Genomic DNA, 19,359 nt, shown 5'->3' with positions numbered 1-19,359 from the left:
CGTACGCTGGTCCGGGTGACAGGCCAGATCGAGCTGCAGGTACTCGTGGACGACCCCGACGACCCGCGCAGCCGGGAGGTGGGGCTCGACTTTCCCCGGGAGTGGATCGAGTTCGTCGACCCGGCGGACGAGAAGCACCTGGTCCGGGCCGACCTGACCTGGCTGCTCTCCCGCTGGACGTGCATCTTCGGCAAGGGCTGCCACGGCATCGTCGCCGGCCGGGCCGCCGACGGCTGCTGCTCGCACGGCGCGTTCTTCACCGACTCCGACGACGAGAAGCGGGTCCGCACCGCGGTCAAGCGGCTCACCCCGTCGACCTGGCAGCACTTCCGCCGCGGCTTCAAGAACTGGACCGAGAACGACACCATCGACGGCAAGAACCCGGCCCGGCGCACCGCCACCCGGGACGTCGACGCGCCGTGCGTCTTCCTCAACGACGCCGACTTCCCGGGTGGGGGCGGCTGCGCGCTGCACGCCCAGGCGCTGCGCGACGGCGTGCACCCGCTGGAGTACAAGCCGGACGTCTGCTGGCAACTGCCGATCCGCCGCGACCAGGACTGGCACAAGCGGACCGACAACACCAAGGTGCTGATCTCCACGCTGTCGGAGTTCGACCGGCGGGGCTGGGGCGCGGGCGGGCACGACCTGGACTGGTGGTGCACCTCCTCCACCGACGCGCACGTCGGCGCCGAGCCGATGTACGTCTCGTACGGCCCGGAGCTGACCGCGCTGATCGGCGCCCCCGCGTACGCGAAGCTGGCGGAGCTGTGCGCGGCCCGGCTGCGGCAGGGTCAGATCGCCCCGCACCCGGCCAGCGAGGGCTGACCCGGCGCGGCCGACGCTACGGCCGTCCCCCGGGCGGCACGACCACGACGCCGTCGTCGTCGCTGTGCACCTCGGCGCCCGGCGCGAAGACGCAGTCGCCGAACGACACCGGCACGTCCCGCTCACCGGCGCCCGTCTTGGCGCTCTTGCGGGGGTTCGTGCCGAGCGCCTTGATGCCGATCGGCAGGGCCCGCAGGGCGGCGACGTCGCGAACCGCGCCGTTGATCACCACGCCCGCCCAGCCGTTCTCCGCGGCCGTGCCGGCGATGAGGTCGCCCATCAGGGCGGTGTGCAGTGATCCGCCGCCGTCCACCACCAGCACCCGCCCCGCCCCCGGCTCGCCGACGATCGACTTCACCAGGGCGTTGTCCTCGAAGCAGCGCACGGTGACCGCGGGCCCGGCGAAGGCGGCGACGCCGCCGTACTGGCGCAGCTGGGTGTCGCAGGAGCCGAGCGTGTCGCCGTACCGGTCGTAGAGGTCGGCGGTGGGGATCACCATGGTCTTCCCTCTCTCATTCGGTTACGGGGGCCTTCACCGCGAGGACCGGGCAGGGCACCCGGAGCAGGATCTCCTGCGCCGTCGAGCCCATGATCAGCTTGCCCACCGGGGTCCGGTGCCGGATGCCGATCACCACCAGCGACACGTCCTCCGCCTCGACGATCTCCATGATCTCCTCGGCGGCGTCCCGCCCACGCATGAGCTGCCGGACGGTGTGCGGCACGCCCGCGGCGGTCAGCTCGCGGGTGACCCGCTCCAGGTCGGGCTCCTGCGCGAAGCGCGGATCGACGTACGCGTCACCGCGCGACGTGTTCACCACCAGCACCGGCTCGTCGCGGAACTTCGCCTGCTCGATGGCGGCCTGCAGGGCCGCCTCGCCCAGCGGGGAGGGCACGTACCCCACCAGCACGGTCATCCGGTCACCAACCTTCCACGCAGCGGACGGACCACGAACCGGCCGATCAGCGGCCAGAGAAGCACCACCAGGATCACGGCGTAGATCACCCAGGACACCCAGCCGCCGATCAGGCCGTGCAGCTCGCCGCCGGAGAGCTGCAGTGCCCGCCGGCCCTGCAACTCGGCGAGCGGGCCGAGGATGACCCCGACGATCAGCGGCAGGATCGGCAGCCCGAACCGCCGCATGCCGAAGCCGAGCAGGCCCAGGGCGAGCAGCAGGAACAGGTCGAACGGCTGGGAGTTGACCGCGTACGCGCCCATCGAGGCGAAGAAGAGGATCCCGGCGTAGAGGTACGGGCGCGGGATCCGCAGCAGGCGCGCCCAGGCCGGGGCGAGCGGCAGGTTGAGCACCAGCAGCAGCAGGTTGCCGACGAACAGGCTGGCGATCAGCGTCCAGACCAGCGCTGACTCCCGCTCGAAGAGCAGCGGACCGGGCTGGATGCCGTACTGCCGGAAGGCGGCCAGCATCACCGCGGCGGTGGCGTTGGTGGGCAGGCCGATCGCCAGCAGTGGCACCAGGGTGCCGGCAGCCGAGGCGTTGTTGGCGGCCTCCGGCCCGGCGACACCCTCGATGGCTCCCCGACCGAACTCCTCCGGGTGCTTCGTCAGCTTCTTCTCGGTGACGTACGACAGGAAGGTCGGGATCTCCGCCCCGCCCGCCGGCACCGCGCCGAACGGGAACCCGTACGCGGTGCCGCGCAGCCAGGGCTTCCAGGACCGCTTCCAGTCCTCCCGGCCCAGCCACGGCTGGCGACCGGAATCACCTCACCGGATTTGCGGCGCAGGTGCGCGGCGATCCAGAGCGCCTCGCCCACGGCGAAGATGCCGACCGCCACCACGACCACGTCGATGCCGTCGGCGAGCTGGGGAATGCCCAGGGTGAGCCGCTGCTGACCGGTCTGGTCGATCCCGATCACGCCGATGAGCAGGCCGAGCAGCAGTGAGGCGAAGCCGCGTACCCGGGACGCCCCGAGCACCGCGGTGACCGCCACGAACGCGAGCAGCATCACCGCGAGGAAGTCGGGCGCGCCGAGGCTGACCGCGAACGACACCATCGGCGAGATGACCAGCACCAGCAGCACGGTGGCGATGGTGCCGGCGACGAACGAGCCGATCGCGGCGGTGGCCAGCGCCTGCGCCGCCCGGCCCGCCTTCGCCATCTTGTTGCCCTCGATCGCGGTCACCACCGACGACGACTCGCCGGGCGTGTTCAGCAGGATCGAGGTGGTCGAGCCGCCGTACATGCCGCCGTAGAAGATGCCGGCGAACATGATGAACGCCTGGGTGGGCTCCATCCCGTACGTCACCGGCAGCAGCAGCGCCACCGTCATCGCCGGCCCGATGCCGGGCAGCACCCCGACGGCGGTGCCGATGGTCACGCCGAGCAGCGCGATCAGCAGGTTCATCGGGGTCAGCACGTTGGCGAACCCGTCGAGCAGATTGCCGAAGTTGTCCATCTAGAGGATCCCTTGCAGCACGCCGGCGGGCAGGTTGACACCGAGCCCGATGGCGAATGTGTAGAACGTGATCAGCGACAGCGCCACGGCGATCAGCAGGTTCCGGACGTAGTGGCGGTTGCCCAGCGCGTAGGCCGAGCCCCAGAAGAGGATCGTCCCGCTGATCACCCAGCCCAGCCGGTCGATGAGCACGGCGTTGACCAGGAACGCGCCGATCAGCAGCAGAACCGTCCGCCAGTCGATCGGGCTGCTCAGGTCGACGTCCTCGCCGGCCTCCGGCTCGCCGGTGCCGCCGCGGGCCACGTCCAACCCGTAGATCGCCGCGACGATCAGCAGCAGCACGCCGAGCAGGATCGGCACCGGCCTGGGGCCGATCGGGTCGGCGCTGTTCACCGCGTGCCCGATGCGCGTGGTCGCGTCGAGGATCACCAGGCCGCCGACCAGGGCGAGGAACGCGCAGACGCCGTACTGCGCCCGGTCTGGCCTGGGCGCCGGACCGTCGTCCACCGCCGGCTCGCCGACCGTCGGCGGCACGTCGGCCGTCGTGGGCCGTGCCGCCTCCGGCAGATCCGGCGTACGCTCCGCGCCCGGCTGTTCCGGGATCGGCGGTACGGATGTCTCCACGGCCGGGGGCCGGGGCGGCTGCTCGCCGCCCCGGTCCGGTCGGATGGTCATGCCGCTCATGCCAACCCGAGCTGCTTGAGCACGTCGGCCACGGCCTTGTCCTGCTCGGTCAGGAAGGTGCCGAACTCGTCGCCGGTGACGAATGCGTCGGTCCAGCCGCGCTTGGCCAGCTCGGCCTTCCACTCCTCGGACTCGTGCATCTTCGTCAGCACGTCGATCCAGACCTTCTTGTCGGCGTCGCTGATCCCGGGGGGCGCGACGATGCCCCGCCAGTTGGTGAAGACCAGGTCGATGCCGGCGGACTTGAGCGTCGGCACATCCTTGAGCGCGTCGATGGGCGCCTCGCTGGTCACCGCGAGGACCCGGATCTGGCCGGCCTCGACCTGGTCGAGGAACTCGCCGAAGCCGCTGGCGCCGAAGGCCACCTTGCCGCCGAGCACGGCCGGCAGCAGCTCGCCGCCGCCGTCGTAGGAGACGAAGTTGACCTGGCGGGGGTCGATGCCGACGGTCTTCGCGAGCTGCATCGGCAGCAGGTGGTCCGGGCCGCCGGGCGAGGAGCCGCCGCCGACCGCGAGACCCTTGGGGTTGGCCTTCCAGGCCGCGACCAGGTCACCGATCGTCTTGTACGGCGAGTCCTTCGGCACCACGATGGCGCCGGCCTCCTCGATCATCTTGGCCAGCGGGGTGGTCTGGGTCAGCGTCGCCGACGACTTGGAGGTGTACGAGGCACCGACCACGCCCAGCCCCATCTGCATGGCGAGCTTGCCGTTGCCCTTCTCGTTCACGGTCCGCTGGAGGCCGACCGTGCCGCCCGCGCCGGGCAGGTTGAACACCTGCACACCGGTGGCGATCTTGGCGTCCTCCATCACCTTCGCGGCGGTCCGGGCGGTGGTGTCGTACCCGCCGCCGGGCGTGTTCGGCACCATGATCCGCAGACCGCTGACCGGCTTGCCGTCGTTGCTGGAGCCGCCCTCGTTCTTGTCGGCGGTGGCGCCGCAGGCAGCCAGGGCCAGCGCCGAGGCGGCGGCGACCCCCATGACCAGCAGGTTTCTCCTAGTTGCCATCTTGTTTCTCTTCCGTTTCGAATGAGTCCAGCGGCAAGATGGTGACCTCCGCGCGGGCCGCCTGTCTGCGTTGTGTCACCAGCGGAAGTTGAGGTCTTTGTGGTCGCGATCACGTCCCGCCGCCGAACCCTGGCCGGGCAGCTGCTGGTCCTCCAGCTCGCGATCATCGTCGTGGTGCTGGTGGCCGTGGCCGCTGTCTCGCTCGCCCAGTCGGCGGCCACCTTCAACCGGGTTGAGGGGCGCCGGGTCGCCGCCCTGGGCGAGCAGCTCGCCGGCAGCGCGCTGCTCCGGGACCGGCTCAACCGGGTGGCGCCCGCCGAGGCGATCGCCCCGCTGGTGCAGAACACGCGGACCCAGTCCGGCGTCACCTCGGTGACCGTGGCCGACGCCCGCGGCCGGGTGGTCAGCTCCACGAACCCCACCCTGGTGGGCAGCCCGGTGGTGCTCGGCGATCCCCAGGTGGCGCAGGGCCGGAGCTGGTTCGGCGAGCTGGAGGTCGACGGGTCGCGCGAACTGGTGGCCCAGGTGCCGGTGCTCGGCGCCCGGGAAGAGAACCTCGGCCGGTACCTGGGCGTGGTGGTGATCGGCGAGGTTTCGCGGACCTGGTCACAGCGGCTGGTCGGCGCCTCGTCGTACCTCTTCACCTACCTCGGGATCGCGAGCGCGCTCGGAGTGGTCGGGTCCTGGCTGCTGGCCCGGCGGATCAAGCGGCAGACTCTCGGCCTGGAGCCGCGGGAAATCGCCGGCCTGGCCGAGCACCGGGAGGCGCTGCTGCACGGCATCGCCGAGGGGGTGATCGCGCTGGATCCGCAGCGGCGGGTCACGCTGGTCAACTCCGTCGGCCGGCGCCTGCTCGACCTGCCCGAGGACTGCCTCGGCCGGAGCCTGTCCGAGCTGCGGATCTCCGGCCGGCTGCGGGACGTGCTGGCCGGCAGCGGCCCGGAGGCGCGCGACCAGGTGGTCGTCCGGGGCGGCCGGGTGCTGGTGATGAACCGGATGACGATCACCAAGGACGGCCGCCGGCTGGGCTCGGTGACCACCCTGCGGGACCGGACCGAACTGGCCCGGCTGGAGCGGGAGATCGGCTCGTTCCGCAGCACCACCGAGCTGCTCCGGGCGCAGACCCACGAGTTCGCCAACCAGCTGCACACCATCTCCGGGCTGATCCAGATCGGCGAGCACGACGAGGTGGTCCGGTACGTCGACGCGCTGAGCCGGCACCGCGCCTCGCTCGACCTGACGGTCACCAGCCGGATCCACGACACGGCGGTGGCCGCCCTGCTGATGGCGAAGTCGGCCGTGGCCGCCGAGCGCCGGGTGGAGCTGCGGATCTCCGAGCGGACCGGACTCGACCGGCTGGATCCCGAGGTCTCGGCGGACGTGGCCACGGTCGTCGGCAACCTGGTGGACAACGCGGTCGAGGCGATCGCCGGTGGCCGGGAGACAATTGGCGACGGGCCCGCCTGGGTGGAGGTCGAGCTGCGGCAGGACGCCTCGTCGGTGGAGATCGTGGTGCGCGACTCCGGCCCCGGGGTCGCCCCGGAGCTGGCCAAGGAGGTCTTCACCCACGGGTTCACCACCAAGGCGGCCCAGGGCGGCGAGCGGGGCATCGGGTTGGCGCTCACCCGGCTGGTCTGCCACCGTCGCGGCGGTGAGGTCGCGGTGACGAACACCGAGGAGGGCGCGATGTTCACCGCCCGGATGTCGGTGTCGCCTGCGCTGGAGGAGGTTCGATGATCGACGTGCTCGTCGTCGACGACGACTTCATGGTGGCGCGGATCCACTGCGGGTTCGTCGAGCGGATCGAGGGCTTCCGGGTGGTGGGGACGGCCAGCACCGGCGAGCAGGCCGTCGCGAAGGTCGACGAGCTCCGCCCCGACCTGGTGCTGCTGGACCTCTACCTGCCGGACATGTTCGGCCTGGACGTGGTGACCCGGCTGCGGGCCGCCCGGCACGACTGCGACGTCCTGGTCATCAGCGCCGCGCGGGAGGCGGAGGCGGTCCGCCGGGCGGTCCGCTACGGCGCGGTCAACTACCTGCTCAAGCCGTTCGGCTTCGAGGAGCTGCGGACCCGGCTGGAGCAGTACGCGGCCCGGCGCAACACGCTGCGCGCCACGGTGGTCAGCGACCAGGCCGATGTCGACCGGGTGCTGTCCCGCAGCGGCTCGGTCGCCAACCCGGCGCTGCCCCGCGGGTTGAGCTCGGAGACCGCCGAGCTGGTCGAACGCGCGCTCCGTGAGCACACCGGCACCCTTTCGGCCGCCGAGTGCGCCAACCGGGTGGGCATCTCCCGGGTCAGCGCCCGCCGCTACCTGGAGCACTTCTCGGGCACCGGCCGGGCGGAGGTGAGCCTGCGTTACGGCGCGGCCGGCCGGCCGGAACGCCGGTACTGCTGGGTGGGCTGAGCCAGGGCGGCGTCGACGAGGGCGCCGGCGCGGCGCCTGGCGCCTCGGCGGCGGCCGGGTCCCCGTCGAGCACCCCACGGCCAGCCCGTCAACCCGGACCCACGAGAGGGCAACCCCGACGAGCGATATGCCGGAGCGTCATAAATATGCCTCTCAGGCATATCGCCTCTCGGGCATCCACCCTCCCGCGCCGGGCCACCGCGCCCCGCGGCGGGCCGCGATGCCGGAGGGCGGGCAGCCGACGGCGGGCGGCGGTGATCGCGCCTACCTGGCCCGCCACGGGCCGGACCGGTCACGGCTCGAACTTGTAGCCCAGGCCGCGGACGGTGACGATGAAGCGCGGCGCGGACGGCTCCGGCTCGACCTTGGAGCGCAGCCGCTTGACATGCACGTCCAGGGTCTTCGTGTCGCCCACGTAGTCGGCGCCCCAGACCCGGTCGATCAACTGCCCCCGGGTGAGCACCCGGCCGGCGTTGCGCAGCAGCAGTTCCAGCAGCTCGAACTCCTTCAGCGGCAGCTGGACGGCGGCCCCGTCGACGGTCACCACGTGCCGCTCGATGTCCATCCGGACCGGGCCGGCGGCGAGGGTCGGGGCGCCCGACTCGGCCACCTCCGCGCTCTGCCGGCGCAGCACCGCCCGGATACGGGCCACCAGCTCGCGCGGCGAGTACGGCTTGGTCACGTAGTCGTCGGCCCCGATCTCCAGGCCCACCACCTTGTCGATCTCACTGTCCCGGGCGGTGACCATGATGATCGGCACGTGCGAGCGCTGCCGGAGCTGCCGGCAGACCTCGGTGCCCGACATCTCCGGCAACATCAGGTCGAGCAGCACGATGTCGGCGCCGGTCCGGTCGAACTCGGTGAGGGCGGAGGGACCCGTCGCGGCGACGGAGACCTCGAAACCCTCCTTGCGGAGCATGTAGGACAGGGCGTCGGAGAACGATTCCTCGTCCTCGACCACCAGTACGCGGCTCAACGGGTGTTTCCTTTCCTGTGGTCAGGCCTGCCGGAACCCGGCCGGGCCGGCCTCGATCCCAGCGGAGGAGAGTGTCGCCTCCAGGTCGTCCGGGGGGCTGGCGGGCAGCCGGAGGGTGAACGTCGACCCCCCACCAAGAGTGCTCGACACCTCCACCCGGCCGCCATGGTTGCTGGCGATGTGTTTGACGATGGCCAGGCCGAGGCCGGTGCCACCGGTGGAGCGCGACCGGGCCTGGTCGGCCCGGTAGAACCGCTCGAAGATCCGGTCGACCTCGTTCGGGGCGATGCCGATGCCCTGGTCGGCGACGGCGATCTCGACGTGCTCGTCGGTGGCCCGGGCGGTCACCCGGACGGTGGTGTCCTCGCCCGAGTAGTTGATGGCGTTCTCGACCAGATTGGCCACCGCAGTGGCGATCTGGGTGTCGCTGCCGTACACGGTCAGGCCGCGCGCGCCGTCGACCACGACGTCCACCCGGCGCGCGGTGGCCGCGGTGCGGGTCCGGTCGATCACCTCGGCGATCACCCAGTCCACCGACACCGGCTCCGGCGGGGGCTGCGGCTCGGCGCCCTGGAGCCGGGTCAGCTCCAGCAGCTCCTGCACCAGCCGACCGAGTCGGGTCGACTCGTGCTGGATCCGCTCGGCGAACCGCCGGGCGGCGATCAGGTCCTCGGAGAGGTCCGGCGCCCCGTCACCGGTCGGCTCGGTGGCGTCCACCAGCGCCTCGGCGAGCAGTTGCAGCGCGCCGATCGGGGTCTTCAGCTCGTGGCTGACGTTGGCCACGAAGTCCCGGCGGACCCGGGCCAGCCGGTGCGACTCGGTGACGTCGGCCGCCTCCACCGAGATGTAGCCGGCGCCGAGCCCCATCGCGCGCAGGTGCACCCCGAGCGGGTTGTCCCCCGCGTTGTCCCGTCCGCGCGGCAGGTCCAGCTCGATCTCCCGCCGTACGCCGGTGCGGCGGACCTGCCCGGCGAGGGTACGGATCAGCGGGTGGGCGGCGATGGAGCCGGGCGTGGGGCCGGTCCGGAGCAGGCCCAGGGCCCGCGCCGCGGGGTTGACCAGGACCGGGACGTCGCCCGGATCCAGCACCACGACGCCGGCCCGCAGCGAGTCGATCGTCTTGCGGCCGAGCCCGGAGAGCCCGCTCTGCTGGTCGTCGGGCATCTCCGGCCTCCCTGCACTGGGGCGCAAGCCCCCGTCCCCGGACAGCCGCGAGCGGCGCCACCGGTCGCCGAGGGGTCGGGACAGCAGCAGCCCGGCGACCAGTCCGGTCACCAGAGCCAGGGCCACCACGATCGCCACCGCCCATTCCACCTGGCGATCGTAGGGTCATTGTTAACCTGGGGATCGCCCAGACCGGGACGAATCACTCTCACTTCCGGGAATGTTCACCCGCGGGTCCCGTGTCGTTCACCCTCGTTCACCTCGGGTCCGCTCCCCCGGCCTACGGTTGTCGCGCACCTGCTCAAGCCGCACCGGCACCGGATCCCCGGGCCGGCGCGCGGCCACCGACCCCAGGAAGTGACGATGCGCGACGAATTCCGGGCCGACCTGCAGATTGTCAGCCAACTGCTGGTGGACATGGCGGAGGGGGTGCGCGCCGCGATGCGCCAGGCCACCCGCGGCCTGCTCACCGCCGACCGCGAGGCGTCGGAGGCCGTGATCGCGCGGGACGCCGAGATCGACGAGCTGTACCGGCACGTCGAGGAGCGGGTGTGCGACCTGCTCGCCCGGCAGGCGCCGGTCGCCTCCGACCTCCGCGCCATGATCACCGCCCTGCACGTGGCCGCCGACCTGGAGCGGATGGGCGATCTGGCCGACCACGTCGCCAAGACCGCGCTGCGCCGGCACCCGTCCCCGGCCGTGCCGGCCGAGCTGCGGCCGGTCTTCACCGACATGGCCGGGATCGCCGACCGGATGGCCGAGAAGATCGGCTCGGTGCTGGCCAAGCCCGACGCCGACCTCGCCGCGGAGCTGGACCGCGACGACGACGCCATGGACGACCTGCACAAGAGCCTGTTCGGCGTGCTGCTCGGCGACGACTGGCCGTACGGGGTGGAGACGGCGATCGACGCCACCCTGCTCGGCCGGTTCTACGAGCGCTTCGCCGACCACGCGGTGAACGCCGGCGAGCACGTGGTCTACCTGATCACCGGGGTGAACAGCCCCTCGGCGAGCTGAGCCGGACACGACGAAGGCCCCCGGTCACCCGGGGGCCTTCGTCGTCGGATCAGCGGCCCTGGTTGGCCACCGCGGCGGCGGCCTCCTTGGCGGCGGCCGGGTCGAGGTACGTCCCGCCCAGCGTCAGCGGACGCAGCTGCGGGTCGAGGTCGTAGCGCAGCGGGATCCCGGTCGGGATGTTCAGCTTGGCGATCGCCTCGTCGGAGATCTGGTCGAGGTGCTTGACCAGGGCGCGCAGCGAGTTGCCGTGCGCGGCGACCAGCACCGTCCGGCCGGCCAGGATGTCCGGCACGATCGAGTCGTACCAGTAGGGCAGCATCCGATCGACGACGTCCTTGAGGCACTCGGTGCGCGGCATCAGCTCGGTCGGCAGCAGCGCGTACCGGGGGTCGCCGGCCTGGGACCACTCGTCGTTGTCGTCGATCGGCGGCGGCGGCGTGTCGTACGAGCGGCGCCAGAGCATGAACTGCTCCTCGCCGTACTCGTCGAGGGTCTGCTTCTTGTTCTTGCCCTGCAGGGCGCCGTAGTGCCGCTCGTTGAGCCGCCACGACCGGCGCACCGCGATCCAGTGCCGGTCGGCGGCGTCGAGCGCCAGCTCGCCGGTGCGGATCGCCCGGCGCAGCACGCTGGTGTGCATGACGTCCGGCAGGAGGCTGTGCTCGCGCATCAGCTCGCCGCCGCGGCGCGCCTCCGCCTCACCCTTGGCGGTCAGGTCGACGTCGACCCAGCCGGTGAAGAGGTTCTTCGCGTTCCAGTCACTCTCGCCGTGCCGCAGCAGGACCAGCGTCCCGACGGTGGGCCCCTCGCTCGCAGTCATGCCGATCATCCTGCCGTACGCCGCCGGTGGACACGCGGGGACCGGTCGGTGACGACCACCACGTGGAAAAGCTGATGACCGGCGTTCCGGGGCGGGACTAGGTTGTAAGGCGCTTGAGATACGCCGGTCATTACAAACGGGGGCGACGCGGTGCGGACGGTACGGGGCTGGTTCCGGGACACGACGGGCGGTCTGCCGAGGGCCTTCTGGTACCTCTGGACCGGGACGCTGATCAACCGGCTCGGCTCGTTCGTCCTGGTCTTCCTCGCCATCTACCTCACCCAGGAGCGCGGCTTCTCGGCCTCGCAGGCCGGCCTGGTGCTCGGCGCATGGGGCGTCGGCGGCGCGGTCGGCACCACCGTCGGCGGCACCCTCGCCGACCGGTGGGGGCGGCGCCCCACGCTGCTCACCGCGCACCTGGGCGCGGCCACCATGATGCTCGCGCTCGGCCTGGCCCGGCCGCTCTGGGCGGTGGCCCTGGGCGCGCTGCTGCTGGGCACCTTCGCCGAGGCCGCCCGGCCGGCGTTCGGCGCCATGATGATCGACGTGGTGCCGGAGAAGGACCGGCTGCGCGCCTTCTCGCTGAACTACTGGGCGATCAACCTGGGGTTCGCCTGCGCCGCCGTGCTCGCCGGAATGGCCGCCCAGGCCGGCTATCTGCTGCTCTTCGTGGTCGACGCGGCCACCACGCTGATCACCGCACTGATCATCTTCACCCGGGTGAAGGAGACCCGCACCGCCTCGGCGACCCCCGTCGCCAAGGGCGACGCCGCGCCCGCGGGCGCGCTGCGGACCATCCTCACCGACCGGGTCTACCTGGGCTTCGTCGCGCTGAACCTGTTCGCCGCGCTCGTCTTCCTCCAGCACATCTCGATGCTGCCGATCGCCATGGGCGACTCCGGCCTCAGCCCGGCCACGTACGGCTCGGTGATCGCGCTCAACGGGGTGCTGATCGTGGTCGGGCAGCTCTTCGTACCCCGGCTGATCAAGGGACGCAGCCGGTCGCACGTGCTGGCGCTGGCCTCGCTGGTGATGGGCGTGGGCTTCGGCCTGACCGCGTTCGCCGGCACGGCCTGGTTCTACGGGGTCACGGTGCTGATCTGGACCCTCGGCGAGATGCTCAACTCGCCGTCCAACTCCACCCTGATCGCCGAGCTCTCGCCGGCCGAACTGCGCGGGCGCTACCAGGGCGTCTTCTCGCTCTCCTGGCAGATCGCCGGGGCGGCCGCCCCGATCCTCGGCGGCCTGGTGCGGGAGCACGTCGGCAACGGCGCGTTGTGGTTCGGCTGCGCCGCGATCGGCGCGGTGATGGCGGTGGCCCACCTGGTCTCGGGCCCGGCCCGGGAGCGGCGGGCCGTCCAGCTCCGCACGGCCGTGGTGCCGGTCCGGCCGGTCACCGTCATCCAGCCCCCGGCCCCCGAGGCGGCCGAGGCCGCCGCGACCGCGCCGGCCGAGCCCGTCCCGACCCGCTCCTGAGATACGCCCGGCCGCTGCGAGGTCGCCGCTGTTCCTGCCGTGACCTGCGGTGCCGCGGCATGATCAGGGCGCGGTGACCGCGGTCACCCTGGCGACCCGGCCTGCCCCTCCCTACGGTCGGGTGTGGTCTGTTGACAAACCTTCATGGAGGACAGGTGCGGGGGCTGCGGCGCTGGTGGCACGACACGGCCGGCGGGCTGCCTGCCACCTTCTGGTACCTCTGGTCCGGCCTGCTGATCAACCGGGCCGGCGCGTTCGCGATGCTGTTCCTGTCGCTCTACCTCACCGGCGTGCGGGGCGCTTCCGAGGCGCTGGCCGGGGCGGTGGTCGGGGCGTACGGGGCCGGCGGGGCGGTCGGCGTGCTGCTCGGCGGGGTGCTGGCCGATCGCTGGGGCCGGCGGGCCACCCTGCTCGCCGCGCACCTCGGCGCCGCCGGGCTGATGGTGGCGCTGGCGTTCAGCCGGCACCTGGCGGTGATCGCGGTGCTCGCCGCGCTGGTCGGGGTGGTTCACTCGATGCCCAGTCCGGCGTTCGTGGCGGCGATCGTCGACGTGGTGCCCGAGGCCCGCCGCTCGCGCGCGTTCAACCTGCAGTTCTGGGCGTTCAACCTGGGCATGGCGGTCGCCTCGCTGCTGGCCGGCGTGCTCGCCGAGGCGAGCTTCGTCGCCCTGTTCCTGGTGGACGCCGGCGCCACGCTGGCCGCCGCCGCGATCATCGCCTGGAAGGTTCCCGAGACGCTCGCCCGGACCCGCCGGCGCGGCGCGGCGGCCGACACGGCCGGTCCCGGCGCGGCAGGCACGGCCGATCCGGCGGCCCACGAGGCCCCTTCGGGCTCCCGGCGGCCGGGGCTGGTCACCGCGCTGACCGACCGGACCTTCCTGGCCTTCGTCGGGCTGACCTTCGTGCTGGCCGTGCTCACCATGCAGACCTCGACGATCATGCCGCTGGCGATGCGCGCGGACGGCCTGGGCCCGTCGGCGTACGGCGTGGTGGTGGCGCTCGGCGGCGCGCTGATCGTGCTCGGGCAGCTCTTCGTGCCCCGGCTGATCGAGCCCTACCGGAAGGCGACCGTGCTGTCGGTCTCCACCGGGCTGATGGCGCTCGGCTTCGGCGCGCTGGCCGTCGCCGACAAGCTGCCGTTCTACCTCGGCGCGGCGGTGGTCTGGACGATCGGCTCGATGCTCGCCGCGCCGCCGAACGCGCAGATCAACGCCGACCTGGCACCGCCGGAGCTGCGCGCCCGGTATCAGTCGGTCTTCTACCTGACCTTCCCGGCGGCGTCGTTCGTGGCGCCCGCGCTGGGCGGCCTGAGCCTGCAGTACCTGGGCGACCGGCACTGGCTGGTCGTCGGCGGGCTGGGCCTGGCGGCGGCGGTCGGCCACCTGCTGGCGGGTCCGCCCCGGGAGCGCCGGGTGGCCGCGCTGCGCGACCGGGAACGTCGGGCGGAAGCCGTGGCCGCGGGCCGCTGAGCCTGGCCCGGAAACGGCGCTGGGCGCCCACCACGACCCCCGTCGTGGTGGACGCCCGCACCGTACGCCCGGCGGCGGCGGGCGACACTCACCCCCGTAAGCGTCGCCCGCTCGCGCCGCCGGTTCCACAGGTGGCACCGTCCCCCAACGGTGTGCTCCACCTGTTTCCCTCGCGCCTCGCTTGCGCGGATCTGATCGATCCGCCGCTCCCCCGAACGATTCCAAGCGTGGCGCGGTGCAATAAAGTTAGTTCGCCCGGATTCTGGATTCAACTCAGATCAGTGTCTCGCCCGTCACAGCATTCGTGTCGGAAATCCGGCTGTCCTTGCTCCGGGCCATGGATGTGTCAACAGCGGGTTCCCACCGGCCATTCCCGTAAACCTCAGGCGTCCTCCCGATCCGGGTTTTCCGTACGGAAGAAGTTGCTCTGCCGGCCGTCCCGCATCTGCTCCTGGTAGATCAGGTTCAGCCCACGGATGTCGAATGTCCGGAACCAGTCGTCCCAGGTGATTTCCCGGATCCGGCTGCTCTCCCGGTAGCCCGGAATGTTGAACGTCAGCACCCCCGGCCGGCCCTCCCGTTCGGTGCCCGCGATGGTGGCCGGCTTGGCGTTGCGGGCCCGCGCCCACCGCTGGATCACCTCGTGGTTGGCGGTCACCAGGCTCCGACCGGGACGTTCGGGACGATCCTCGATCGAAGTGACCTGCTGGGACGACCGCACCGAACGGGACGAGGACCGCCCGGTCCGGACCGGCGTCGCCGCCGCCATACCGGCGCCCCGGGCGGCGCGCCCTCGCGCCTGCCCCGGCTGGCGCCTTCGCGGGGCGGGCCCGGGACGGTTGCGCCTTCTTGGTGGGGACCGCCTTCTTGCCGGCGGGCGCCTTCTTCGCGGCCGGCGCCTTCTTCGCGGCCGGCGCCTTCTTCGCGGCCGGCGCCTTCTTCGCGGGGGCCGCCTTCTTCGCCCGCGCGCCCGTGGCCTTCGCGGCGGGCGCCGCCTTCGCCCGGGCCGCGGCGTCTTCTTCGCCGGAGCCTTCTTGGCGGCCGCCCTCTTCGTCGGGGCGGCGCGGCCGGCCGCCCGGTGGCCTTGCGGGCGGCGGCGCCGCCCCGGCTCTCCGCCCGCATGGTCCGGGCCAACGTCTTCACCAACTCCGGCTTGCGCAGGGCGGAGATCCCGGAGACCCCGCGCCGGCGGAGTTGGCCGCGGATGTCGTCCACCCTCATCCGGGAGATCTCAGACTCGGAGATGTTTGGCGTCCCCGGGGTCTGGTTGCCGGGTTGCTGCTTGGTCCTCGTCGCAGTCCCGCCGCGACCTGAGCTGTTGCGCTGAGCCATGGGACACGCTCCTCGACAGTCCGTCCTCGGCCCGCGGTGGGTCCCATTACCGCACCGCGCGGTGCGGCATACCCGTCAGGACGGCTCCGAACCTCCGGCGGTCGAACCGACGCCGCCCGCCGCCCGGCCGGCCCCGGCGGAGGGCTCGAAGAGGTGGGCGAACGCGGCCAGGTTGGCCGTCGACTCGCCCCGCTTGACCCGCCACTCCCACTCGCGGCGGATCGCCGTGCCGAAGCCGATCTCCAGCATGCTGTCGAACGAATCGTCGGCGTAGGTCAGTACGGCGCCCAGCAGCCGGTCCAGCTCGTCCTCGTCGATCCCGGCCAGGTTGACCCGGCCGGTGAGGTAGACGTCGCCGACCGCGTCGATGGAGAAGGAGACCCCGTACATCCGGGCGTTGCGCTGCAGCAGCCAGGCCCACAGCTCCTCGCGGCGCTCGTCCGGCTGGCGCATCACGAACGCCTCGACCCGCAACGCGTGCTCGCCGACGATCAGGTTGCAGATCGTCCTGAGCTTGTGCGTGCCCGGCAGGGTGACCCCGTACGACCCCTCGCCGGTCGACTCCCAGTCCAGCTCACGCTCGGCGCAGACCGACTCGATCAGGGCGGCGACGTCGCTCCTACGGCTCATCGGACCCACTTTACGGCCGCACCGGGCCGCCCACGGGCGGCGGACGCCTCACCAGGAGCAGGACAGCGCGGGGTCACCGGCCAGCCGGTCGGCGAGCCGGGCGCGGTGCTCGGCCATCGCCTCGCCGTAGACCGCGAGCAGGCCGGAGACCGTCCGCTGCCAGGAGAAGTTGGCCGCGTGCCGCTCCGCGCCCCGGCTCAGGGCCGCCCGGCGGAGCGGGTCCGGCAGCAGCCTGGCGAGCGTACGGGCCCAGTCGACCGGGTCGTGGCCGTCGATCAGCACCCCGCTCACCCCGTCCCGGACGGCGGTGACCAGGCCGCCCACCGCGGCGGCCAGCACCGGCGTACCGCAGGCCTGGGCCTCCAGCGCGACCAGCCCGAACGACTCGTTGTACGACGGCACCGCGACCAGGTCGGCGGCCCGGTAGAGGGCGGGCAGGTCCTCGCCGGTCTGCGGCGGCAGGAAGCACACCCGGTCGGCGACGCCGAGCGAGGCGGCCAGCTCGATCAGGGCGGTCGGCCGGTCCAGGCCGCTGCCGCTGGGACCGCCGCAGATCACCACGGTCAGCTCGTCGGCGATCGCGGGATCCCGGTGGCGCAGCGCGGCCACCGCCCGGATCAGCACGTCGGGCGCCTTGAGCGGCTGGATCCGGCCGACGAAGGCCACCACGTACCCCTGGGTGGGCAGCCCCAGCCGGCGGCGGGCGGCGAGCCGGGCGAGGTCCCGATCCCCGGCGGCCGGGCGGAACCGCTCCAGGTCGACGCCGGGCTCGACCACGGCCACCCGGTCCGGATCGGCGTCGTACCGGCCGAGCAGGTCGCGGGCCTCCACCCGGGTGTTGGCGACCAACCGGTCGGCCTCCGCGACCACCTGTTCCTCGCCGATGACCCGGGCCTTCGGCTCCGGCCGGTCGCCGGCGGCGAGCTGGGCGTTCTTCACCTTCGCCAGGGTGTGCGCGGTGTGCACCAGCGGCACCCCCCAGCGCTCCTTGGCCAGCCAGCCGACCTGCCCGGAGAGCCAGTAGTGCGAGTGGATCAGGTCGTAGTGGCCGGGCGGGCGGGCCGCCTCGGCGCGCAGCACCCCGGCGGTGAACGCGCAGAGCTGCCCGGGAAGTTCCTCCTTGGTGAGCCCTTCCAGGGGGCCGGAGGTGACGTGCCGGACGTGCACGCCGGGGGCCATCTCGACCACCGGGGGCAGGTCACCGGAGGTGGCCCGGGTGAAGATCTCCACCTCGACGTCGGCCTCGGCCAGCCGGCGGGCGACCTCCAGGATGTAGACGTTCATGCCCCCCGCGTCGCCCGTGCCGGGCTGGTGCAGGGGGGAGGTGTGCACGGAGAGGGTGGCGATCCGGCGCGGCCGGGGCCACGGCAGGGCACCTCGCTGACGACCGACACCGGTGTGCAAGTCCGCCACGTCCGCTCCCTCTGCCACGGTTGATGCCGTTCCGCACGACCGGCGCTTCTCGGTCAACCTCCACGCCGGGTGTCATCTTCCCCATCGGGCTTCGGAAATGCGTGTCGCCGGGGCCCCGGGGTGACGGACCTCATCACCGCGGGGCACCACGGGCGGGGGCAGAATGACCGGATGACCTCAGTCGCGATCGTCACCGGGGCGTCCAGCGGGATCGGCGCGGCCACCGCCCGCCGGCTGGCCGCCGAGGGCTTCCACGTGCTCGCCGCCGCGCGGCGTACCGACCGGCTGACCGACCTGGTCGCCGAGATCGCGGCCGCCGGCGGCAGCGCGACCGCGGTCGCCTGCGACGTCACCTCCGACGAGTCGGTGGCCGGGCTGGCCGAGGCGGCCGCCGCCGCGCCCGGGCCGGTCACTCTGCTGGTCAACAACGCCGGCGGGGCGCGCGGCCTCGACCCGGTGGAGTCCGGCTCGGTGGGCGACTGGCAGTGGATGTACGACGTGAACGTGCTCGGCACGCTCCGGGTCACCCAGGCGCTCCTGCCGGCGCTGGTGGCCTCCGGCGCCGGCACCATCGTGATCGTCAGCTCCACCGCCGGCTTCACCGTGTACGAGGGCGGGGGCGGCTACGCCGCCGCGAAGCACGCGCAGACCGCGATCGCGGGCACCCTGCGCCTGGAGCTCAGCGGGCGGCCGGTGCGGGTGATCGAGATCGACCCGGGGATGGTGAAGACCGACGAGTTCGGCCTGGTCCGCTTCGGCGGGGACGCGGACAAGGCGCCGCGGTCTACGCCGGGGTGGCCGAACCGCTGGTCGCCGAGGACGTCGCCGACTGCATCGCCTGGTGCGCCACCCGCCCACACCACGTCAACGTGGACCGGCTGGTGGTGCGCCCGCTGGCCCAGGCCGCCCAGCACAAGGTGCACCGGGTGACCTGATGAAGCCCTTGGGCGTGGTCACCGGGGGACGACGAATCCGAACCGGCTCCGGCGGGTCGACAACTGGATCGTCGAGACCTGCGGCGACGCCCTGCGGGCGGCGGCCGACCCGCTGGTGGTCGACCTGGGCTACGGCGCCACCCCGGTCACCGCCGTCGAGCTGCGGGCCCGACTGGCGGCCGGGGTCCGCGCCGACGTCCGGGTGGTCGGGCTGGAGATCGATCCGGTACGCGTCGCCGCCGCCCAGCCCGCCGCCGACCCGCCCGGGCTTACCTTCGCCCGGGGCGGCTTCGAACTGGCCGGCCTGCGCCCCGCCCTGGTCCGCGCGTTCAACGTGCTGCGGCAGTACGACGAGGGCGAGGTCGCCGACGCCTGGCGTACGGTCACCGACCGGCTCGCCCCGGGTGGGCTGCTGGTCGAGGGGACCTGCGACGAGCTGGGCCGGCTCGGCGGCTGGGTGCTGCTCGACGCGGACGGCCCCCGCACGCTGACCCTGGCCGCGAAGCTGACCACGCTGACCAGCCCCGCCGAACTCGCCGAGCGGCTGCCCAAGGCACTGATCCACCGCAACGTCCCCGGCGAACGCATCCACGACCTGATCCGCGCCCTCGACGACGCCTGGCAGGCCGCCGCCGGCTACGCCCCCTTCGGCCCCCGCCACCGGTGGCTGGAAACGGTCCGTGCCGTCCGCGCCGCCGGCTGGCCCGTCCTCGACCGCCCCCGCCGCTGGCGCCAGGGCGAACTCTCACCGGCGAGGTAGAGGTGCACGGCGCCGCCGCCCGCCGGGACCTCGACCGGGC

18 protein-coding genes and 3 pseudogenes are annotated in these 19,359 nt (G+C 72.9%); 8 read left to right on the top strand and 13 right to left on the bottom strand.

What is annotated here, in order from left to right; genetic code table 11:
- The first annotated feature begins 15 nt into the window (after positions 1–15).
- Positions 16–825, top strand: coding sequence for a hypothetical protein (locus JNW87_RS07535; RefSeq protein WP_109803591.1), 810 nt, complete (start codon positions 16–18; stop codon positions 823–825).
- 16 nt (positions 826–841) lie between these two features.
- On the opposite strand, the gene rraA is transcribed toward JNW87_RS07535, so the two are convergent.
- Genes rraA through JNW87_RS07510 form a run of 6 tightly spaced genes read right to left on the bottom strand, consistent with a single transcriptional unit; the run spans position 842 to position 4,925 of the window.
- A complete protein-coding gene (rraA, locus tag JNW87_RS07530) occupies positions 842–1,324 on the bottom strand; it encodes a ribonuclease E activity regulator RraA (protein ID WP_238453373.1) in 483 nt (160 codons plus the stop codon).
- A 13-nt stretch (positions 1,325–1,337) separates the two neighbouring features.
- A complete protein-coding gene (locus JNW87_RS07525; protein ID WP_238453372.1) occupies positions 1,338–1,739 on the bottom strand; it encodes a universal stress protein in 402 nt (133 codons plus the stop codon).
- Entirely contained in the window at positions 1,736–2,482 is a 747-nt protein-coding gene (locus JNW87_RS39320; protein ID WP_255543568.1) for a tripartite tricarboxylate transporter permease, read from the bottom strand. Before JNW87_RS39320 ends, JNW87_RS07525 begins: the two co-directional genes overlap by 4 nt.
- A complete protein-coding gene (locus JNW87_RS39315) occupies positions 2,386–3,237 on the bottom strand; it encodes a tripartite tricarboxylate transporter permease (protein WP_255543562.1) in 852 nt (283 codons plus the stop codon). Before JNW87_RS39315 ends, JNW87_RS39320 begins: the two co-directional genes overlap by 97 nt.
- Entirely contained in the window at positions 3,238–3,912 is a 675-nt protein-coding gene (locus JNW87_RS07515; RefSeq protein WP_238453371.1) for a tripartite tricarboxylate transporter TctB family protein, read from the bottom strand.
- A gap of 5 nt (positions 3,913–3,917) precedes the next feature.
- The gene (locus JNW87_RS07510; protein ID WP_109803595.1) at positions 3,918–4,925 is read right to left on the bottom strand and encodes a tripartite tricarboxylate transporter substrate binding protein; all 1,008 of its coding nucleotides are present in this window, start codon (positions 4,923–4,925) and stop codon (positions 3,918–3,920) included.
- A 99-nt stretch (positions 4,926–5,024) separates the two neighbouring features.
- On the opposite strand from JNW87_RS07510, the gene JNW87_RS07505 reads away from it, so the two are divergent.
- Entirely contained in the window at positions 5,025–6,662 is a 1,638-nt protein-coding gene (locus tag JNW87_RS07505) for an ATP-binding protein (protein ID WP_238453370.1), read from the top strand.
- Complete coding sequence (locus JNW87_RS07500) at positions 6,659–7,330, top strand: response regulator (protein WP_238453369.1); 672 nt, start codon at positions 6,659–6,661, stop codon at positions 7,328–7,330. The genes JNW87_RS07505 and JNW87_RS07500 overlap by 4 nt, the downstream gene beginning before the upstream one ends.
- Positions 7,331–7,622: 292 nt before the next feature.
- Here the strand turns inward: JNW87_RS07500 and JNW87_RS07495 are convergent, their stop codons facing one another.
- Together JNW87_RS07495 and JNW87_RS07490 are read right to left on the bottom strand one after the other, a co-directional pair.
- Positions 7,623–8,306: a response regulator transcription factor gene (locus JNW87_RS07495; RefSeq protein WP_238453368.1), complete on the bottom strand. Its 684-nt coding sequence runs from the start codon at positions 8,304–8,306 to the stop codon at positions 7,623–7,625.
- A 21-nt stretch (positions 8,307–8,327) separates the two neighbouring features.
- A complete protein-coding gene (locus JNW87_RS07490; RefSeq protein ID WP_238453367.1) occupies positions 8,328–9,620 on the bottom strand; it encodes a cell wall metabolism sensor histidine kinase WalK in 1,293 nt (430 codons plus the stop codon).
- Between the two features lie 213 nt (positions 9,621–9,833).
- Between JNW87_RS07490 and phoU the strand changes: the two genes are divergently transcribed.
- Entirely contained in the window at positions 9,834–10,487 is a 654-nt protein-coding gene (gene phoU, locus JNW87_RS07485; protein WP_109803599.1) for a phosphate signaling complex protein PhoU, read from the top strand.
- Between the two features lie 49 nt (positions 10,488–10,536).
- Here phoU and JNW87_RS07480 read toward each other — a convergent pair whose 3' ends face one another.
- On the bottom strand, positions 10,537–11,304 hold the full coding sequence (locus tag JNW87_RS07480; protein WP_238453366.1) for a phosphoglyceromutase: 768 nt from the start codon (positions 11,302–11,304) through the stop codon (positions 10,537–10,539).
- A gap of 150 nt (positions 11,305–11,454) precedes the next feature.
- Here JNW87_RS07480 and JNW87_RS07475 point away from each other — a divergent pair, with 150 nt between their 5' ends.
- Both JNW87_RS07475 and JNW87_RS07470 read left to right on the top strand, forming a co-directional pair.
- Complete coding sequence (locus tag JNW87_RS07475) at positions 11,455–12,780, top strand: MFS transporter (protein ID WP_238453365.1); 1,326 nt, start codon at positions 11,455–11,457, stop codon at positions 12,778–12,780.
- Between the two features lie 155 nt (positions 12,781–12,935).
- Positions 12,936–14,249 (top strand): MFS transporter, encoded by a 1,314-nt coding sequence (locus JNW87_RS07470; RefSeq protein WP_238453364.1) that lies wholly within the window; start codon positions 12,936–12,938, stop codon positions 14,247–14,249.
- A 382-nt stretch (positions 14,250–14,631) separates the two neighbouring features.
- Here JNW87_RS07470 and JNW87_RS07465 read toward each other — a convergent pair.
- From JNW87_RS07465 to mshA, 4 genes and pseudogenes are all read right to left on the bottom strand, one after another.
- Positions 14,632–15,075 (bottom strand): annotated as a pseudogene (locus JNW87_RS07465) (hypothetical protein); the annotation flags it as partial.
- Between the two features lie 209 nt (positions 15,076–15,284).
- A pseudogene (locus tag JNW87_RS40475) lies at positions 15,285–15,581 on the bottom strand (hypothetical protein); the annotation flags it as partial.
- 75 nt (positions 15,582–15,656) lie between these two features.
- Entirely contained in the window at positions 15,657–16,211 is a 555-nt protein-coding gene (locus tag JNW87_RS07460) for a YbjN domain-containing protein (protein ID WP_238453363.1), read from the bottom strand.
- Between the two features lie 48 nt (positions 16,212–16,259).
- On the bottom strand, positions 16,260–17,624 hold the full coding sequence (gene mshA / locus JNW87_RS07455) for a D-inositol-3-phosphate glycosyltransferase (protein ID WP_238453362.1): 1,365 nt from the start codon (positions 17,622–17,624) through the stop codon (positions 16,260–16,262).
- Positions 17,625–17,795: 171 nt separating this feature from the next.
- On the opposite strand from mshA, the pseudogene JNW87_RS07450 reads away from it, so the two are divergent.
- Both JNW87_RS07450 and JNW87_RS07445 read left to right on the top strand, forming a co-directional pair.
- Positions 17,796–18,559: pseudogene (locus tag JNW87_RS07450) on the top strand (SDR family oxidoreductase).
- A gap of 67 nt (positions 18,560–18,626) precedes the next feature.
- Positions 18,627–19,319, top strand: coding sequence for a class I SAM-dependent methyltransferase (locus JNW87_RS07445; protein WP_238453380.1), 693 nt, complete (start codon positions 18,627–18,629; stop codon positions 19,317–19,319).
- Positions 19,320–19,359: the final 40 nt, after the last annotated feature.

Origin of the sequence: Micromonospora sp. ATA51, assembly GCF_016802855.1 — a bacterium.
Taxonomy (GTDB): domain Bacteria; phylum Actinomycetota; class Actinomycetes; order Mycobacteriales; family Micromonosporaceae; genus Micromonospora; species Micromonospora sicca.
This window is presented reverse-complemented; position numbering and strand designations above follow the sequence as displayed.